General features: G+C 64.4%; 14 protein-coding genes. 11 read left to right on the forward strand and 3 right to left on the reverse strand.

Annotation, left to right across the window (positions count from 1 at the left end):
• Nucleotides 1–255 precede the first annotated feature (255 nt).
• From Pmi06nite_RS31140 to Pmi06nite_RS31150, 3 genes are read right to left on the reverse strand one after another with little or no spacing between them, the layout of a single operon-like run.
• The gene (locus tag Pmi06nite_RS31140; protein ID WP_203956748.1) at nt 256–924 is read right to left on the reverse strand and encodes an NADPH-dependent F420 reductase; all 669 of its coding nucleotides are present in this window, start codon (nt 922–924) and stop codon (nt 256–258) included.
• A gap of 33 nt (nt 925–957) precedes the next feature.
• Entirely contained in the window at nt 958–1,899 is a 942-nt protein-coding gene (locus Pmi06nite_RS31145) for an SDR family oxidoreductase (protein ID WP_203956749.1), read from the reverse strand.
• 42 nt (nt 1,900–1,941) lie between these two features.
• Complete coding sequence (locus Pmi06nite_RS31150; protein ID WP_203956750.1) at nt 1,942–2,565, reverse strand: NADPH-dependent F420 reductase; 624 nt, start codon at nt 2,563–2,565, stop codon at nt 1,942–1,944.
• 169 nt (nt 2,566–2,734) lie between these two features.
• Between Pmi06nite_RS31150 and Pmi06nite_RS31155 the strand changes: the two genes are divergently transcribed.
• The 11 genes from Pmi06nite_RS31155 (at nt 2,735) to Pmi06nite_RS31205 (ending at nt 19,596) form a co-directional block, all read left to right on the forward strand.
• Nucleotides 2,735–3,646 carry a LysR family transcriptional regulator gene (locus Pmi06nite_RS31155; RefSeq protein WP_203956751.1) on the forward strand — a complete coding sequence of 304 codons (912 nt, stop codon included), beginning with the start codon at nt 2,735–2,737 and terminating at the stop codon, nt 3,644–3,646.
• A gap of 166 nt (nt 3,647–3,812) precedes the next feature.
• Nucleotides 3,813–4,214, forward strand: a complete 402-nt coding sequence (locus Pmi06nite_RS31160; protein ID WP_203956752.1) for a hypothetical protein — start codon at nt 3,813–3,815, stop codon at nt 4,212–4,214.
• Between the two features lie 607 nt (nt 4,215–4,821).
• Nucleotides 4,822–6,423 (forward strand): DUF6119 family protein, encoded by a 1,602-nt coding sequence (locus tag Pmi06nite_RS31165; RefSeq protein WP_203956753.1) that lies wholly within the window; start codon nt 4,822–4,824, stop codon nt 6,421–6,423.
• Between the two features lie 368 nt (nt 6,424–6,791).
• Nucleotides 6,792–8,234 carry a DUF3375 domain-containing protein gene (locus tag Pmi06nite_RS31170; RefSeq protein ID WP_203956754.1) on the forward strand — a complete coding sequence of 481 codons (1,443 nt, stop codon included), beginning with the start codon at nt 6,792–6,794 and terminating at the stop codon, nt 8,232–8,234.
• Nucleotides 8,231–8,803, forward strand: a complete 573-nt coding sequence (locus Pmi06nite_RS31175; RefSeq protein ID WP_203956755.1) for a DUF4194 domain-containing protein — start codon at nt 8,231–8,233, stop codon at nt 8,801–8,803. The genes Pmi06nite_RS31170 and Pmi06nite_RS31175 overlap by 4 nt, the downstream gene beginning before the upstream one ends.
• Nucleotides 8,800–12,180 (forward strand): ATP-binding protein, encoded by a 3,381-nt coding sequence (locus Pmi06nite_RS31180; RefSeq protein WP_203956756.1) that lies wholly within the window; start codon nt 8,800–8,802, stop codon nt 12,178–12,180. The genes Pmi06nite_RS31175 and Pmi06nite_RS31180 overlap by 4 nt, the downstream gene beginning before the upstream one ends.
• On the forward strand, nt 12,177–13,376 hold the full coding sequence (locus Pmi06nite_RS31185; protein ID WP_203956757.1) for a Wadjet anti-phage system protein JetD domain-containing protein: 1,200 nt from the start codon (nt 12,177–12,179) through the stop codon (nt 13,374–13,376). The genes Pmi06nite_RS31180 and Pmi06nite_RS31185 overlap by 4 nt, the downstream gene beginning before the upstream one ends.
• Before the next feature lie 112 nt (nt 13,377–13,488).
• Nucleotides 13,489–13,626 (forward strand): hypothetical protein, encoded by a 138-nt coding sequence (locus Pmi06nite_RS31190; RefSeq protein WP_203956758.1) that lies wholly within the window; start codon nt 13,489–13,491, stop codon nt 13,624–13,626.
• A gap of 668 nt (nt 13,627–14,294) precedes the next feature.
• A complete protein-coding gene (locus Pmi06nite_RS31195) occupies nt 14,295–15,545 on the forward strand; it encodes an exonuclease domain-containing protein (protein ID WP_203956759.1) in 1,251 nt (416 codons plus the stop codon).
• A gap of 295 nt (nt 15,546–15,840) precedes the next feature.
• The gene (locus Pmi06nite_RS31200; protein WP_203956760.1) at nt 15,841–18,990 is read left to right on the forward strand and encodes a DEAD/DEAH box helicase; all 3,150 of its coding nucleotides are present in this window, start codon (nt 15,841–15,843) and stop codon (nt 18,988–18,990) included.
• A 27-nt stretch (nt 18,991–19,017) separates the two neighbouring features.
• Nucleotides 19,018–19,596, forward strand: a complete 579-nt coding sequence (locus tag Pmi06nite_RS31205) for a restriction endonuclease (RefSeq protein ID WP_203956761.1) — start codon at nt 19,018–19,020, stop codon at nt 19,594–19,596.
• The last annotated feature ends 99 nt before the right edge of the window (nt 19,597–19,695 follow it).

Below are 19,695 nucleotides of genomic sequence, written 5' to 3' on the forward strand. Positions count from 1 at the left end.
CCGGTTCAGATTTGTTCCGGTGAGCGTCGACCGACCGGCGTTGCCGAACCTGAGCGTCCCAGTCTTGCCGGAATGAATCGGCACATGCCCTATGAGGCAGACGCGACCCGTACCTTCGCCTCCTCGAAGCGGCCATCGCGACCTTCCATCAACGCTAGAGATCACGGCTGTTACGTGAAAACGAAGCCCCCCGAAGCGTTTCGCCGGGGTCTGTTCTCCTAGTCGGCTAGGTCAACCGGTTCACGCCGCCTGCGATTACCGCCTCGCCGAGGCCAATGCCGTTCGGATGGCCTCCTCCCCTGCCGACCGGCCCTGCTCATCGGACACCGGACCGTACGGAGTCCCCCACACCGGCGTGCCCGTCGCCTGCCGCCAACTGTCGGCCAGCGGTCCCGAGTCCACCACGCCGTACCCGACGGACTCGATGAAGCCGGTCACCACCGCCTTCGCCGGCGCGGAGTCTCCGGCGATCGGCAGATACGAACGGCCGGCCTCCCCTGCCGGACGGGCAAGCGACAGCAGGTGCTTGTAATAGATGTTGTTGAACGCTTTCACGATCATGGCGCTGGGGATGTACCGCAGCAGCAGCTCACTCGAGGTCAGGGACGTGCCGTCGAGCTCCGGGATATGCCCGTCACGCTCGGCGCCGTAGTTGCAAGTGTCGATCACCGCTTTCCCGGCCAGCGGCGCGGCCGGAAGGTGAGCGAAGGCCTTGACCGGTACCGTGACCACCACGATCTCACCGGCCGCCGCAGCCTCCGCGCTGGTTGCCGCGGACGCCAGCGGCCCCAGTGCGGCGACCATGTCAGCAAGCGTCTCCGGGCCGCGCGAATTGCTGAGCACGACCTTGTGCCCAGCTTCGAGGGCGAGCCGCGCGAGGGCGCCGCCGATGGCACCGCTTCCCAGGAATCCCACAGTGGTCACGATCTCAGCCTCTTTCGATCCGAGACCCTGCCGTCAGCCGGCGGGGAAGTAATGGCCGTTGTCCAGGTCGTCAAGCAGTCGCGGCTGAACCGGTTCCCACCCGAGGACCTGACGGGTGATGGCGTTGGACGCCGGGTAGCTGCGCGTGACGATGTTGGCGAGGAACCCGAAGTATCCCGGCAACACCAGTTCGTCCATGGGAATACTCAGGGCAGGCAGGCCCAGGCGGCTGCCGATCGCCTCGGAGATTTCCCGGAACGCGACGCCCTCATCCGCTACCGCGTGCCAATACCGGCCCGCCGGCCCCTTCTCCAGTGCCAACCGGAACAAGGAGGCGGCATCACGGATGTGCACGGCGTTCCACAGGTTCGCGCCGTCCCCGGGGTAGCCGGCGAAACCTCTCTCCTTCGCCAGAGCGATCAGCTGTACGAGGAACCCGCGACTGTCTGTGGTGCTGTGCGCGATGTTCGCGATCCGCACGACCGACGACCGCACTCCTCGTTCAGCGAGCCCGATCACGGCCGACTCCACGACATTACGAGCATGCAGAGTGCCTTTGTGCTCGTCGCGGACGGGCAGGGCCGGGTCCTCCTCGGTGGCCGGCCGGCCCAGGCCCTGCTGCCCGGGCGAGCCGATGCTGCCGGCCACGACCAGCGGTTTTCCGGTTCCCTCCAGCGCCTCGCCGTAGGCGAGCATGATGGGGACCTCCGCGGCGGCCACGGCATCGATTCCACCGGAGAAGAGCAGGTCCTGTCGATGCGCGACATGGATGACGCCGTCGAACTCCGCGGCCGTCTCCCGGAGCCCGGTGAGATCCTCGAGGTCGCCTCGACGCACCTTGGCGCCGAGCGCGGACAGCGCCGCTGCCGCCCCGTCCGACCGGGCCAGGCCGGTGACCTCGTGACCGGCGGCGACGAGCTCGGGGACGATGTGGGAACCGGAGTGGCCGGTTCCACCAGTAACAAGAACGCGCATGATATGGCTCTCCGTGGGTGAAGAAGTGTGGGTGTGATCGGTTCAGCGGAGAGTGCTGATGCCGAGGGTGAAGTCGAAGGTCCCGACACCGTTTCGGGCGAGGCTGATCATCAGCAGGCCCAGCCCTTCCAGCCAGTGCGCCATCTCCAGGCCTCCGGCATCCAGCGGGCGCAACCCCAGGCTTTCGATGAACGCCGAGACGGTTGCCTTGGCTTGAGCGTCGTCGCCGGCGAACAACACGTCCAGCGAGCGGCCCGGAACCAGCGTGTGCCCGAAGACGGTGTTGAACGCCTTCACGACGTGTGCGCTCGCCGGGGCGGCGTCGGCGATCGCCTGTGCGGCGGACGCGCCGTCAGCGGTGACCAGCCCGGTGGCGTCGGCGTTGACCGGGTTCGTGAGGTCGATGATGACCTTGCCGGCCAGCGCGTCACCGTACTGGGTGACCACGGGCACGGCACTGGCGTTCGGGACCGCGAGGATGACGATGTCGCCGGCTGGGGCGGTGCCGAACGTTCCGGCCGTAGCGCCGCCGCCGAGCGCCGCGGCCATCTCCTTGGCCTTGGAGATGTCGCGGCCGATGATTTCGACGTCGTTGCCGCCCGCGACCACGCGGGCGCCCAGGGCGTGGGCCATGCCCCCCACGCCGACAATGCTGATGCCGCTCATGAGTCATGCCTTTCTGAAGCTGCGAAGGTCGTCGACGAACAAATCATCGGCGCCTCGGGAAGCGCGCTGTTCGGCGCTCGACCCGAACGTGCCACCGGCCGATCTCGGTGTCCAAGACCTCTTGTGGTGGTGGCGATAACCTGAAGGCATCACCAGACGGGGAGGCCTGATGGATCTGGATTTACGCAAGCTGCGCTACTTCGTCGCGGTCGCTGAGAGGTTGCACTTCGGCCGCGCCTCCGACGACCTGCACATCGCGCAGCCGGCCCTCAGCCGCCAGATCCGCGCGCTCGAGCATGACCTCGGCGCCCCTCTGTTCGTCAGGGACAGCCACGGCGTGACGCTGACCGACGCGGGCCAGCAGTTGCTGGACGACGCCGGCCCGCTACTGGCCGCCGCGCAGGGGGTCCGCCGCCGGGTTAGCGTTGCTGCGCGCGGCACCCGGCGGCTGACGGTTGGTTTCCGGGCCGGTGTCGCCGTCACACCAGCGGTACGGGCGTTCGAGACCCGGCATCCGGATGTGATCGTCGACGTACAGCGCATCGAGGGGGATGAACAGGCCGCGATGCTGCTCGACGGCCGCATCGACGTGGGCTACGTACGGCTGCCGATCGACGAGGCCGGCCTGCGCGTCACCCCGCTGTACACCGAACCGCGGGTGGCGGTGCTGCCCGCCGACCACCGGTTGGCCGGCAAGGAACAGATCACCGAGGCCGACCTGGCCGGCGAACCGCTGGTCTGGAACGCCGACCCGAGCACGCAGCCCACGAGGCGCCCGCACCCGAACGCCGGATACCAGGTGCGCGGGGTGGACGAGACGCTCGAGCACGTCGCAGCCGGCCGCGGTATCTCGTTTCTGGCCCGTTCAGCGACCGTGTTCTACTCCCATCCGGACGTCAGCTACGTGCCCATCCCAGACCTGTCCGCCGAACAGGTGTGCCTCGCCGTGCCGGCGGCACGCACCTCGCCTCTGGTCGACGACTTCGTCGCCGCGGCTCGGGCGACCGCCGAGATCACAGAGGAATGCGGCAACTACGAAATGTGGCAGCTCGGAGGCGAATCCGCCGCCACGAACGGTTGATTGATCCGGCCGGCCACAACAGCGCCAACCGAGGGCGCGCTCACCGCGATGCCGAACACCACGCGTTCGATCGTTGCAGCGCCCGATCGGTGAACCGCAACACCGCACGACGGCGCGACCCGCCCGGCCAACATGCAGCCGTCCACTAGTCGCATTCGCGGTCCTCGTGCTCGTGACCTCCTGTTCGGAAACCGGGGTTGCTTCTCCCTCGGTCCCGCCTACCCCAAGCGGCCCACCAGTCGATGTCGGGTCCTACTCATCGCCGCAGGACATCGTCGCCAAACTCCAGAGCGTCGGCATCACCTGCCCCGACTATGAGCCCATCGCGAACGCCACCGGCGCGCGCGACAGAGGCACCTGCAAGGACGGCAACCTTGTGGTGCCCATCTACGACCGTGAAGGCGACGTCCAGACGCAGATCGAGATGGAAATGGGATTCGCTGACATCGTAGGGATCAGCCTCCTCACCGGGCGGAACTGGACCGTCAACTACGACAACCGGCCCACGCTGGAGAAGGCCAAGTCCGTGCTCGGCGGAACCCTCGTCGTACAGCATCCCGCAAGCTGACACCTCATCCCTGAACCTGGGAGCCACTGGCTGGATAGGCGCCTTACACGGGGCTGCGGCACGTTGGCGTCACCCTGGACTTGATCATGCCGATGGGGTCCCGCTTTTGCCGCGCGAGCTACTGGGCGCCAATTCCTCTACTTGTTGACGCGCCCACGGGTAAACCACGCCGTCCACGCAGCCGTCGATATATGGGCAGCTTCTTATTGAACTTGACGCCATGATCTCGATTGTCACTAGCGATGTAGACCATCTCAGCAGAAGCATTAATTGTTTTTGGTAGCATGAGCATCACCGATTAGCGTCCCGGGCTGGCATGCATATCTTTAACTGCCTGTGAAGACCTGTTCGGGCTATGTGCTCATGGCGTATCGAGCTATAGCAATACCAGGAAACCTGTCACATTTAGCCATTCGTGCTGACCAGCAGGAAAAGCGCAGCGCATCACCGCAGAATTACTGAACGGTCGTTACCGCCCTGTGACGGCCGTCGGCGCGCCGCGATCTGCTCCGCGGCCTTTCTTCCCCCCGAAAGCGCGTGATGCCCCATGCCCCCTGCGCATCCTCGTACGCCGACCCGCCTGGTCACCCTGCACCGTCTGCCGGACGTGCGCCCCGATGCCCTGCTTGATGCGGTCGACCTGGAGTTCGCCGACATAATGGGCGCTGATCTCCGCATCCCCACCGCCTTGGAGGTGCCCGCTCTATGGGTGGACGGCTGCCTGGCCCCCGACGAACCCGTCGAATGGTGTGCCGATGCTTCGCTGACCACCGGGTTGCCGGTCGCCCACTACGAACGCCGGTCCGGCGGGTTGCTCGTCCTCGCAGTCGATGATGTCGTCTATGCCGTCGGGTTCGGCACTCATGGCCGTCATCTCCTGGCGGATGAGCACAAGGACCCTCGTTTCGGCCTGCAGTTCGCCGTGCGCGCCGTCGACCCCTACAACATCCATGACCTGGTCCGGCGGTTCCCCGCCGCTCGTGGCAGGTCCGACTTCACGCACGTCCCGGCCGGCCTGCCAGTCTTCAGCTTCGGTCTCGAACCCGCAGAGATCGTCCGCCGCCTCGGCGGCGGGCTGGATCAGGCGGATCTGACCTTCCGCCGGCAGACAGGGCGGACCGCCCGCGTCGAAGGATCATCCGGGCTTCGCCTGCGACTGGCTCTGAGCCCTGCTGATCTGATCGCGGACATTAGGGCAATCGCCGAGACCTGCGCCCGCCGGCCTCCTCACGTACTGCTCGAGTTCGTCGACCAGGTGCAGCCCGTCAGTGACAGACGAACCCGGGAGCGACTCGACGCCGCTCTGGAAAAGATGCTCAGCCGCGATTCCAGCAGCGAGAGCCTCCTGGCACTTGCTGCTCCAACCACCGTCCTGACTCATCTCGCCCATACGCAGTCGTACCTGGTCAGGATCCCGGGTGCGCGTGCCACCGCTCACGACCATCTCCAACTGGAGACGATCACGGCTCCGCTCCAGAAGCAACCTGCCGGTAACCGGGTCCAGGCGCTGAAGAAGAGCAGAATCCAGGTGTGCGCCTCCGGCGACGGCAAAGATCCCATCGCCGGCTCTGCGGCGATCAAGTGGCTCGAGGCCACTTGCTCCATCGACTCCCGTCGGTTCCACCTGCTGGATGGGCACTGGTACGAGATTAGCCAGACCTATCTCGACGGCATCCGCGGACATATCGTCCGCATCCTGTCTGCGCCACCGTCGTTGGACCTGCCCGGTTGGGCGGCGAACTGGACCGAAGGCGAATACAACAAGAAAGTTCCTGGGCTCCGCGACGGCTACGTGTGCCTGGACCGCAAGGGCGTCCGTAATCCGCTGAACAAGAGAAACTGGATCGAGATCTGCGACCTGCTCGGGCCCAACGACGAACTCATCCACGTGAAAAAGGCCGAAGGCTCGTCACCGCTGAGCCATCTGTTCTACCAGGCGCTCGTATCCGCGCAGGTCCTGGCCCACTCGACACAAGCGCTCGCACAGTTCGCCGAACTTGTCGCGCGACAGGACCGGGGCCGTACCATCCCGGACGACTTCCAGCCCAAAAAGATCGTACTTGCGATCCTGTTGAAGGGCGGCGAGGCCTTGACCGCCGACACGCTCTTCCCGTTCTCGCAGATCACGTTGGCCCATACCGCGATCGCGCTGCAGGAGCAGTATCACGTGGACCTCGAAGTGATCGCCATCCCTGCACGCCAGCCCTGACGGAGTTCCAGAGTGAAGGTTCTGGAGGTTAATCCCGGCCCGGCATCGTCTGGCGCGGATTCGCCAGATCCGTCGTGGCGTCGAAAAGATTGATCCCCGGCGTTGCGGTGGAGGGATCTGCGTCAGGAACTGAACTGACCCTCTGCTCCGTAGCGCCGTCCGGCGAATCATCAGCCTGCGGTTTGCGCGGCCACACCGCCTCTTCCGGCGTTGGAAGACCGATCGTGGACGCAGCCGCGCCCTGCAGATCGTGAACCGGGTCGCCGCGTGTAGAAGATGACAATTTTCGCGACGCTTCTACTGCCGGCACCACGCTTTGGCGATAGCCGCCCTGGAATGTCAGTGATGCGACATACCATTGCCGCGCTATGGACTACGAGGAGATCAACTCGCTACGGAAGCACAGTCCGGCGTGGAGGTTGCTACGCGCCGACAATGCGCCACTGGTGTTGACCTTTCTCGAACGAATTTTCGTTGCAGAGAACGTGCGGTCCATCTCAGCGACCGATCTCGCCGGCCGCTTGGATGACGAACTGTACGCGCTCAACGAGCGTGGCATCACGTTCCCCAAAACGGCCAAAGCGTACTTGGACGACTGGGCAGCACCTGAAGCCGGATGGTTGCGCAAATACTATCCGCACGGCTCGGACGAGCCTTTCTATGATGCCACTCCGGCGGTGGAGAAGGCGCTCAGCTGGGTGCGTGCCCTGACCAGTCGATCCTTTGTCGGGACCGAGTCGCGGTTGAATACGATCTTCATCTTGCTGCGGCAGATGGTGTTCGGGGCGGAGACCAGCCCGCACGCCCGCCTGCAAGAGTTGCACCGGCGCAGGACGGAGATCGACAACCAGATCCAGCAGGTCGAAACTGGCCAATTCGAGATCCTTGACCCGTCATCGCAACGTGACCGCTACCAGCAGCTCACGACGACAGCCCGGGAGTTGTTGTCGGATTTCCGGGAAGTCGAGGCGAACTTCCGGCTGCTCGACCGGCGCCTGCGGGAGAAGATCTCCACCTGGGACGGCTCAAAAGGGGCACTGCTCGACGACATTCTCGGCAACCGGGAAAGCATCGCCGACTCCGACCAAGGAAAAAGTTTCCAGGCGTTCCACGACTTTCTGCTGTCCAGTTCACGGCAGGAGGAACTTTCCACGTTGCTCGAGCATGTTCAGGGCCTCGACGAAATCACCGATCCGGATCCCCGGATGCGGTACGTGCACTACGACTGGCTGGATGCGAGCGAACGCACTCAGGCGACAGTGCGGCAGTTGTCGGAGCAGCTGAGACGGTTCCTCGATGATCAGGTATGGGCCGAGAACCGCAGGGTGGCGGACATCATCCGCAACATCGAGAAGCTCGCGTTGACCGTCCGAGAGGATCGTGCGGTATCAGTTACCACCGAGCTCGCCGGCACCGCGCCCGAACTTGGCCTGCCAATGGAACGCCCGCTCTACCTGCCCCGTCCCAAGCCACTGATCAACAGCGAATCCATCCGGGACGACCAGGAGGAGTTCCCTGCCGACCTGCTGTTCGACCAGTTCTACGTGGACCCCGAACGTCTGTCGGCAGGCGTGCGGCGCGCACTGCAGAGCCGGTCCCAAGTCGATCTGGTCGAGCTGATCCGCGATCAGCCGCTGACTCAAGGGCTGGCCGAACTCGTCACCTACCTGTCGATCTCCGATGACGCCTTCCAGCTTGTTTACGACGAGTCGCAGACCGATGAAGTGACCTGGAACGACTCCGGGGGAGCGGAACGGACTGTGACCCTGCCGAGAGTCACCTACAACCGCACGAGCGGAGGCCAGAAATGAGCGCGGAGCTGTCGCTGGCCGTCACACAGGTGATGAAAGGCGTCGTCTACCGGGACACCCACGAAAAGGCGTGGAAGCACCTGATTGACCTCCACGCACAGGTCCGCGATCACGTCGCGGTGATCGGCCTGACCCTGATCATCGACGAGGCCGAGGGCTACGCCTTCCTGCGTTCCCGCGACGACGATGACGATCCCGATGCCCCGCCACGCCTGATCCCAAGACGATCCCTGTCGTTCCATGTCAGCCTCTTGCTGGCTCTGTTACGCAAACGGCTCGCCGAGTCCGACGCCCGCGGTGCCGACACCCGGCTGATGCTGACCCGCGACCAGATCGCGGACATGCTCACCATGTTCCTGCCCGACAGCAGCAACGAGGCCCGGCTCGTCGATCAGGTCGACATGCACGTCAACAAGGTGATCGAGCTGGGGTTCCTGCGCAGAGTCAAAGGCCAGGACGGCCTGTTCGAGGTACGCCGGATCCTCAAGGCATTCGTCGACGGTCAATGGCTGGCTGGTTTCGAGGAAGGCCTCACGCGATACACCGAACAGGTGGAGGAGGCGCAGTGACCGATGCTCTGTTCAGCGCGGTCGAGCTTGGAGACGCGGACAACCTCGTCGGCCACCGGCTGACGCGGCTCGAACTCTACAACTGGGGCACCTTCACCGACCGCGTGTGGACCTTCCACATCGATGGCCGTAACGGGCTGCTTACCGGCGACATCGGTTCAGGAAAGTCCACGATCGTCGATGCCGTCACCACGCTCCTGCTGCCCGCCAACCGCATCGCCTACAACAAGGCCGCCGGTGGCGAGGCTAAAGAGCGCAATCTCCGCTCATACGTCCTGGGCTACTACAAGTCGCAACGCAACGAGGAGACCGGCGTCTCCCAGCCGGTGCCGCTGCGCGACCCCAACTCCTTCTCGGTGATCCTCGGAGTGTTCACCAACGAGGGCTACAACACGACCGTCACCCTCGCCCAGGTCTTCTGGATGAAGGACGCCAACCAACCCACCCGGTTTTACGCCACGGCCAACCGCGACATGTCCATCGCCGGCGACTTCTCCGACTTCGGTACCGACATGGCAGCACTCAGACGGCGGCTTCGTACAGCAGACGCCAAGACGTTCGACGCGTTCCCCGACTACGGCCGGGACTTCCGGCGCAGGCTAGGGATCGAATCCGAACAGGCCATGGAACTGTTCCACCAGACCGTGTCCATGAAGTCTGTCAGCGACCTCAATGAATTCGTCCGGCATCACATGCTTGAGCCGTTCGACGCAGCAGCCTGGACGAATCGGCTGATTTCACACTTCGACGACCTGACCCGTGCACACGACGCGGTGAAAAGCGCGGAGGAGCAACTCACAGCTCTCGCGCCGCTTCTGGAGGACTGCGACAAGCATGATGCGCTGCGCGACGAGCTCAACAGTCTGACCGGACAGCGAGACGCGCTCCGCTACTTCTTCGCCGACCGCAAGTCGACGCTCCTGCAAGAGCGGATAGGCAAGCTCAGCGAACAGTTGGCTACGCAGCAATCGGTGCTCGCCGACCACAAGGAAGAAATCGATCGGCTGCGCAGGCGCCACAACACGCTGAACCTCGAGCGTGACGGCAAGGGAGGAGCCCGCCTCAGCGACATCGAGAAACTGATCAACGAGGCCGGCGTCGTCAAAAGCCAACGCTTGGCCAAAGCACAGGATTTCGCCGAGGGGCTGACCACGGTCGGCCTCCGTCCGATCGAGACCGCTGACCAGTTCGCCACCCGGATGCGGCAGATCAGCGAGGCCGCCGATGCCGCAAGAGCGAGACTCGGCGCGGCGCAATCCCAACTCGACACTCTCGGAGTGGACACCAAACAGCTCGACCAACATCTCAAAGAGGTCGGCAACGAGATCCGCAGCCTGCGCGCACGCAAGAACAACATTCCCAGCCGCATCCTGGACCTCCGCAGCCGACTCTGCGATGAACTCGACCTCAAACAGGAAGACCTGCCCTTCGCCGGTGAGCTGATCCAGGTCCGGCCGGAGGAAAGCCGCTGGGAAGGCGCGGCCGAACGTCTGTTGCACGGTTTCGCACTGTCCATGCTGGTGCCCCACGACGTGTACACCGATGTCTCAGACTGGATCAACGACCATCATCTGGACACCCGGCTCGTCTATTACCGGGTGCCAGACTCTGTCCCTGCCAGGACACCCAGCCAAGGCGTCACAGGCCCATTACTGGCAGACAAGCTCGAGATCAAGGACTGCGAGTTCTACCCATGGTTGGAACGAGAGCTCACCATCCGAGCCGGATACACCTGTGTCGAGACCATGGCCGAGTTCCGCCGCCTTCCCAAGGCGATCACCACGGCAGGCCAGTTCAAAGGCGCCGGAGGCCGACACGAGAAGGATGACCGCTACCGCATCGACGACCACAGCAACTACGTCCTCGGCTGGACCAACGAGCAAAAGATCAACGCCCTCCTTCGACAGGCCGTCGAGCTGGAGCACAAGATGAACCGGCTGGCCCAAGCACGTGAAGAATTGCACACCACCCGGAACACCGCCATTGAGCATGGGCAGATCTTCAGGGTCCTCACCCAGACCACCGACTTCACCGAACTCGACTGGCAGCAGCAGGTCAGGTTGATCTCTGACCTGGAGGAGGAGCAGCGCAAACTACAGGAAGACTCCCACGAACTCGGACGGCTGACACGCGAGATCACCGCGACTGGCAAGGCCATCCAGGATGCTGAAGGAGCCCAGGAAACGTGCACCCTCGGAATCGGCGAGCTGAAAGGACAGCTCAAAGACTCCGAAACCGACGGACGTAAAGCCGGCGCGATCTCGGCAGAGCCGGCAGCCGCCGCGGCCGGGCAGTATTTCCCTGACCTTGCCCGACGCTTCCCCGGCATGGCTGACCTCACTCCAGCCGATTGCGACGGAGCGGAGAACCGGGCTGCGGCCACGCTGAGCGGGCAGATCGACCGGCAGACGAGAGCGCAAAGCCATCTCGGCACCCGCATCGTGACCCGGATGACCGAGTTCCGCAGGCGCTACCCCGTGGAAACCGTCGAATTCGACGACTCGGTGCTGTCCGCGCCCGCCTACCGGGACTTGCACACTCGCCTGGTCGCAGACGATCTGCCGAGATTCCGCGAGCAGTTCAAGACCTACCTCAATACCAACACCATCCGTGACATCGCGACCTTCAGCTCAAAGCTCGCCGAGCAGGAAGCGCTGATCAGCCAGCGGGTCTCCACCATCAACGACTCACTCCTCGCCGTCGAGTACAACCCTGGCCGCTTCATCCGGCTCCAGGCAGAGCGCAGCCCCAACACCGATATCAGGGACTTCCGAACGGAGTTGCGGGAATGCACGGCAGGCGCCTTGTCCTCACACGCCTCAGACCAATACTCAGAGGAGAGGTTCCTCCAGGTCAGCCATCTTATTGAACGGTTCAAAGGCCGCGAAGGACGCACCGAGACCGACAAGGCATGGACCAAGCGCGTCACCGACGTCCGCAACTGGTTCGTCTTCTCCGCCTCCGAACGCTGGCGTCAGGACGACACCGAACATGAGACCTACTCCGACAGCGGCGGCAAGTCGGGCGGCCAGAAAGAGAAGCTCGCCTACACCATCCTCGCCGCCTCGCTCGCCTACCAGTTCAAACTCGAGTGGGGCGTCACACGATCCAAGACCTTCCGATTCGCCGTCATCGACGAGGCGTTCGGCCGCGGCTCGGACGAATCCACCAGATTCGCCCTCAAACTGTTCCGCAATCTCGGGCTTCAATTGATGATCGTCACTCCCCTGCAGAAGATCCACGTGATCGAGCCCTACGTCTCCGCTGTCGGTTACGTCGACAACGTCAACGGTCAATACTCAAGGCTCCAGACACTCACGATCTCCGAATACAAGGCCCGACAGCTCGCACACACACTCCAGCAGGCGAACCCATGAGCTGGACAACCCCACAAGACATCCACAGCATCCTGCGCAAACGCTGGACGGCCGGCACATACCTCCGCATGCTCGCGAGCGGTACCACGTGGGAGCCCCTCTCACTTCCGATCCACGGGCCGAAGGCAGGCGAACTCGCAGCACGCTTCGACCAGGTCCGCCGCTGGGTCAGCCAATGGGAAGCCACGCGCTCCGTCCGAGTGGAATTCAAACAGGCCGGCGGCCGCACACTCGGCACCAACAACCTCCCCGCCCGAGCCTGGATCGACGACTACGACCAGCTGTGGACCTTGCTCAACGTGCACGGCGACGTCAAACGCTTCCAAGAGCACCTAGCCGCGACCGAGTTACCCGGTGTCGCCGCCTGGATGGCCATCAACCCCATGAAAGTCCTTGAGATCGCCGACCGATGGCCCGAGATGAACGCGACCGTCGCGTGGATCCACGAACGGGCCACACCAGGCGAACTGTACCTACGACAGATCGATGTGCCCGGTGTCGACACCAAGTTCGTCGAACGCCACAAGGCGGTACTGTCTGCTCTGCTCGACGCCCAACTCGAACCAGAGCGAATCGATCACGATCGCCCCAGGTCAGACTTCGAAGGCCGCTACGGGTTCAAAAAGAAACCCGACTACATTCGCCTCCGTTTCCTCGATGGCGCCGCCATCGCGGGCTTCACCGAGCTGACAGTCCGCGCCAGCGACTTCACTACCAGACCTGCCAGCGTCACGACCGTGTTCATTGTCGAGAACGAGATCACCTACCTGGCTTTCCCGCCAGTCCCGAACGCGATCGCCATCTTCGGCAGCGGCTACTCCGTCGCGCTGCTCCAATCCCTGGCATGGCTCAACCACACCGACCTCATCTACTGGGGCGACATCGACACCCACGGCTTCGCTATCCTGGACCGGCTTCGGGCACGATTCCCCCACACAACCTCGATGCTCATGGACGAGACCACCCTCCTCGCCCACCGCCCGCACTGGACACGTGAACCCGCCCAGAGCGGCCACCGCCTTGAGCATCTGACACCCGCGGAAGCCGCGCTCTACCAAGCCCTCACCACCCAGACCCACGGCCCGGCCGTTCGGCTGGAGCAGGAGCGAATCAGATTCTCCGCCGTCGAACAATGTGTAGGGGCCGGCAGCCCACCACGACCCCCGACCGCACCGCGGATAAGCGGCCCACTCTGATCGGCTGCCGCTGAACCCCGCGGTCGACACCCGCTGCGGCGGCGACATCAATGCGGCCTGTGTGAGGCGTTGCCATGGTGGTTTGTCCGTGTGGGCGATCAGACTGGCGTGCATGAGCGCCACCGGTGGCCAGTACGCCTTCGTCATCCAGACCCGGGACAACGCCGACCGGTCATGGTCGTGGATCTTGACCCACGGGGCTGCAGCGAACACGGCACCGGGCCGTGGGGTCGACGACAACGCCGCGTGAACGCCACGAACGTTTGGCCGGGCAAGGTTCGATGCCTTCCTGGACCACCTGGTCACCGACTGCCCAGGGATGGTCGACTACTTCCTGTTCGAGGATCATGACGACACCGAGTGGCGCATCCTGGTGCGGGATGTTCCCGCCACAAGGCCTTCCACCCGAGGGCGGTGCCACGCCTCCAGGCTGAGTCCATCGTCGAGATCACCCATCGACGCGAAGCGATCCCACCCCTCGTTGCGGAGATGGTCAACGATAGTGACGCTGCCAGGGGCATCCGCGCAGAATTCGGCAGGCTGCCAACCGTTCTTCGTCAAACGAAGGTCCAGCGGAAACTTGTGAGTCACGAAAGCTCCGTATGGCCGGGATGACATGTGAACACGACCGTACGCGATCGGTGCGCCTGCGCCCTGGCGAAGCCAAAAAGTCCATCGCCTCAATGGATCGCTATGTCCTAATCGCCTGATCTGCTGTCCTCTTGGTCGGCCGTCATACCCGCTGTCGCGGACGAGGGAACACGCCTGCACGATTGAGCCGTCGAATGTTCCCTAACCGACATGACTATTCACCCTGACATGGTGCTGAATAACGGACCGATTGCACTATGCCGGTTTCTCCTCATCCTTTCTGTGCGCGCTGGAATCTTTTTCCGGGCTACACTGGGAGGGACCACAATGCTCAGGACGGACGACGCGCTCGGCTACGCGGTCATCGACGTGGAAACAACCGGCCTACGGCCATCCCGGCACGACCGGGTCATCGAGGTGGGAATCGTTCACCTCGATCCCGCCGGCGCGATCACCGGCGAGTGGACCACCCTGGTCAACCCCGAGCGGGATCTCGGCCCGCAGCACATTCACGGCATCACCGCGGCTGACGTCCGCCATGCGCCGGCGTTCGGCGAAATCGCCGGATCCGTCGCGAACCTGCTACGGGGCAGAATCGTCAGCGCTCACAACCTCCCGTTCGACCTGCGCTTCGTTACCCATGAATTCGGCCGCCTCGGCATGACGACACCGCTGAGTGACGACCACGGTGTCTGCACGATGTCGTGGGCAGCGCACTTTTTGCCGGACGCCCCTCGCACGCTCCCTGGATGCTGCGCCATGGCTGACATCCCGCTGAACGGTCACCACGATGCTCTGATCGACGCGCGGGCCGCCGCCGAGTTGCTCCGGCACTACATCACGCGCACCGGCACGGTCACCCCTTGGCACCACCTGTTCACGATCGCGTCCAAAGCGTCATGGGGGCAGATCTCCGACACAGGCGCGGCCTGGGTTCGCAGAGGCGTCTCCGCCGAGCGTGACTCCCACTTCCTCAGCCGGATCCTCGACCGGATGCCTCGGGTAACCCAACCGGCCGCTGACTCCTACCTGGCACTGCTTGATCAGGCACTGATCGATCACCACATCTCCGCCTCCGAGGCGGACGCACTGGTGGAACTCGCATCCGATCTTGGACTGCAACGGGCGGATGCCGAGCGATTGCACCTCGACTACCTCACCGCACTCGCCCAGGCCGCTCTCGCCGACGGCGTCGTCACCGACGCCGAACGGCAGGAACTTCACCTCGTCACAACGCTCCTAGGACTACCACCCGAACACGCGGACCAAGCCCTCGAACAGGCATCAAAGGAGACCCATCCAGCGATCGCGCGGTTCACACTCGAGCCAGGCGACCTGGTCGTCTTCACAGGCGAGATGGATGGCGACCGACAGACGTGGGAGGCACGCGCGCGCCAAGCGGGATACGTTCCGCACTCCAACATCACTAAGAAAGTTCGGCTACTCATCGCAGCGGACCCGGACAGCCTGTCCGGCAAAGCACGCAAAGCGCGGAGCTACGGCATCCCGATTGTCACCCCAGACTCGTTCGCACGCATGATCACCCAAGTAGGGCGAACTAGTCCCAGGTCGAAGTAACAGCTGGAGGCTCCCGCTCCGCACGCTGGACGGGACTCCCCTAGCGCGGACGCGCCTCGATCGCCGCAATCCGGGCCGAGGCCAAGAATGTCCTGATCGCTCCAAGGCGTCACCTATCCTGACCTACACCATCAGGAGGGAAATGGCTCATTGATTTCGTTCCCTGATAACGTTGGCCGCCGCTGCTCGATTCGAGTGCCGCCTGACTGGTGGGTAGGTCGGCGCGTCGAGAGCGTGGTCGGGCACGGCTTTCGCCGGAAACGGCACGAATTACTTTCACATCGTGGAGGCGTGAATGCCGGGTAGCCCGGCCGCGGCTTCGGCGCGGCAGTTTCATGGTCTTTTCGTAGGTATCAACCGGTACCGCTCCAAGTCGGTGCGGCGGCTGGCATCGGCGTCGCGTGATGCGAAGGCGCTGCACGCCCTCTTCTCCGACAACCTTGGCGACACCAACACCACGTTGCTGGTGGACCGGGACGCCACCTGCGACGCTGTCGTGGCCGCTCTCGTGGAGCTCCAGACCCGCACCACGTCCGAGGATGTCGTAGTCATCTCGTTCTCCGGGCATGGCAGCACGACCCATGAGTTGGTCACCTACGACGCCGACCCGAACAACCTGCCCTCGACGTCGTTGCCGCTTGACCAGTTCACGGACCTGGTGAGCGCGATTCCGGCCCGGCAACTAGTCGTGGTCTTGGACTGCTGCTTCGCCGGAGGTGCGGGAGCGAAGGTTCTGAACGCCCCGCTCGTACCCCGCGGCGGCCTGCACGGCTTGCCAGAGTCCACGGACGCACGGTTGGAGCGGATGGCTGGGACCGGACGGCTGATCCTGGCCGCGGCGACCGGCGAGCAGGAGGCGTGGGAGGACCCTCACCTGGGGCACGGGCTGCTTACCTATCACCTGGTGCGGGCCTTGCTGGGCGCGGCGCCCAGGGAAGGCGGGCAGGTTCGCCTCTACGACTTGCTGGCGTTCGTGACCCGCGAGGTCAAGGCGAAGGCATCCGGCACGGTGGCCGCCGAGCAGGATCCGAGCCTGCGGGGTCAGATGGACGGGGAGTTGCTGTGGCCGGCCTTTACCGATACCGGCCCGCTCTATTCGGCGCAATTCCCTTCGTCCGTACTCGCTCCGGTGACCGGTGACCTTACGAGCCTCCGTGGCCACGGCATCCCGCAGATCGTTCTGGACACCTGGGCGGCGCGCATCGAGAAGCTCAATGATCTTCAGGTCGACACGATTAACCAGGGGCGGCTGCTCGCCGGGGCGAACGTCCTGGTGACGGCTCCTACGTCATCCGGCAAGACCATGATCGGGGAACTCGCCGCTATCCGCGCTGCCCAGATGGGCGGGCGGTCGGTGTTCCTGCTGCCGACCCGCGCGCTGGTCAACGAGCAGTACGCGAGGTTCACGCGCACATACGGGCCGATCGGGTTGCAGACCATCCGGGCCACGGGGGAAACCGCCGACGACGTGCCGGCGCTGCTGCAGGGACAGTTCGACCTGGCTGTGCTGACCTACGAGAAGTTCGCTGGTCTGGCCTTGGGTAACCCGCACCTACTCAAGCTGCTCTCCGTCATCGTCATCGACGAGGTTCAGACGATCGTCGACTCTGGCCGTGGCGCCTACCTCGAGTTCCTCCTCACTGTGCTCAAGGCGCGCCGTCCTGAAGGTGTCGCACCGCAGGTCGTCGCGCTATCCGCGGTGCTCGGCGACCTCGGTGGTCTCGAGAGCTGGCTCGATGCGAACGTCATCGCCCGGACCGAGCGGCCGGTGCCGCTACTCGAAGGGGTACTCGGTCCTGATGGGACCTACCGGTACATCGATGCCGATGGCGAAGAAGCATCCGAGCAGCTCATCGCGCCGACCGGATGGACGCAGCGCAACCAGGAATTCATCATTCCGCTGGTGCGCAAACTGGTAGGCGAGGGTCAACAAGTCATCGTCTTTCGGAGCACTCGGGGAGCGGCCCGCGGCTGCGCTCGCTATCTTGCGCAAAGTCTGAGCCTGCCGGAAGCGAAGGCGGCGCTGGAAGGCCTGGCGGGCGGCGACCCCAGCGCCGTCTGGGCCGACCTGCGCCAGTGCCTGGCCGGTGGGGTCGCCTTCCACATCTCTGACCTGGCGCGCGATGAGAAGATCGCCATCGAGGACCAGTTCCGTGCCCCGGACAGCGGCATCCGAGTGCTTGTGTCCACCACAACGCTGGCTCAGGGCGTCAATCTTCCCGCCGAAACCGTGATCATCGTGGAGCTGGATCACCCGACCGGGCCGACTCAGACAGCTCCGTATTCGGTCGCCGAGTACAAGAACATCGCCGGGCGGGCTGGCCGGCTGGGGCTCACCGATGGAGGCCGCGCCGTATTGATCGTTGGCGGCGGCATCGACGGCGACCGCCGGTGGCGCGACTACGTGCTCGGTAAGCCGGAGGATCTGCGTTCTCAGCTGCTGGACCCCGAGCAGGATGTCGCAACGTTGTTGTTGCGCGTCGTAGCGGTCGCCTCGCGACGCGAGGGCGTGGCGGGCCTGAGCCAAGCCGACGTCATCGCGTTCCTGTCCAACAGCTTCGCCGCGCACCAGCAGCGGCTAGCGGGCGCACCGGATCCATTCCCCACGGCAACCGTCTCCGCTGTTCTGGACGAACTTGTCGATGCCGGACTGCTGTCATCCGGCCCGAACGGGCTCGAGTTGACCGAGCTCGGGACCTACGTGTCCCAGAGCGGTCTGCGTGTCGTGTCCGCCGCGCGGGTCTCTCGTGCCCTGCGTACTGTGCACCCGAGCGCACTGAATCGCGTCACTATCATCGCAGCGGCCCAGCTGACCGACGAGGTAACTACCGCTCGTCCTCCGGTCAATACAAGGGGATGGCAAAGGGAGCAGGCGACCTATCTCGGCGAGTTGCAGCGCCACGGTATCGCCGGACCCGTGCTCGCAGCCATGCCCGGCAGGGAGCGCAAGACGGCCGCCGAACGGGCCAAACGGGCTGTGGCCTGCATGATGTGGATGGGTGGCGTCCCGATCGGCCGCATTGAGCAGCAGCTCATGGTGCACATGCCGACGAAGGACGCCGCCGGCGTGACCCGGGCGTCTGCCGATCGCACCCAAAGTGTCGTCGGCACCGTCATCGAGATCGCCCGTTGCCTGCATCCCGACGCCCGCCTCGACGACCTCGCCCGCCTCCTGCCCGTCCAGCTCGAATTCGGCATTCCGGCCGAGTTAGTACCGCTGGCCCAGCGTGCAGGTGCCGCGCTCGACCGGACGGATTACCTACGGCTTGCGTCCAAGTTGCTCACCGACCCTGCCGCGATCGTCGATGCCGACGATGATGTCCTGCTGCCGTGCCTCAACGGCAACCACAGCAAGCTCCGCGTGCTGCAGGAGGCCGCGCGGACTGCCCGTGACGGCGACGACAGCACCGACTTCGTCGATCTGCTGCCCGCCTCCACCGACTAACTCCTCACCGAAAGCGAGCACCTCGCCATGACCGACGATTTTTCGACCGCGACTGCCGCAGCGGGCGAGGAAGATCATTGGCCGTCGTTCGACATCACGCCGAAGGCATACGAGGAAGCGGTCGCCGCGATCGCCACGTCGATGAACCTCGACCTGGTTGACTGGGAGGTCAAACACCTCGATCCGGTCGAAGGGCTGGACGGGACCTACATCATGGACGTCACGGCGCGCTTCCAGTTGGCGGGCATGGACTTCCTCATCCTGTTCGAGTGCAAGCGCCACAAAGACCCCGTCAAACGCTCTGACGTCCAGGTGCTGCACACCAAGCTCCAGTCCACGGGTGCCCAGAAGGGTGTCGTGGTGGCCGCCACCGGCTTCCAGAGCGGTGCTCTCGAATTCGCCAAGGCCCACGGCATCGCTTGCGTCCGCCTGGTCGACAACGCCTGGACGTACATCACGCGCCACACCACAGCGACCACCCTGCCCGTCCTCACCGGCGCGTACTCCGGCTACGCCATGACGCCCGACGGCGACGGGGACTACGACTTCACATTGCTCACCGGCAGCGCCCACAACTCGCGGTCGGCGTTGATCATCCCGACCTAGGCAGAGGCTTCAAAGGCTATGCCGTGCCTGACGTCGTCGTCGTCGACACGTCGCATAGCTGATCACCGTCAGCTGGTGCGGGATCCGAGGCAACAACTG

The organism is Planotetraspora mira (assembly GCF_016863275.1).
GTDB classification, from domain to species: domain Bacteria; phylum Actinomycetota; class Actinomycetes; order Streptosporangiales; family Streptosporangiaceae; genus Planotetraspora; species Planotetraspora mira.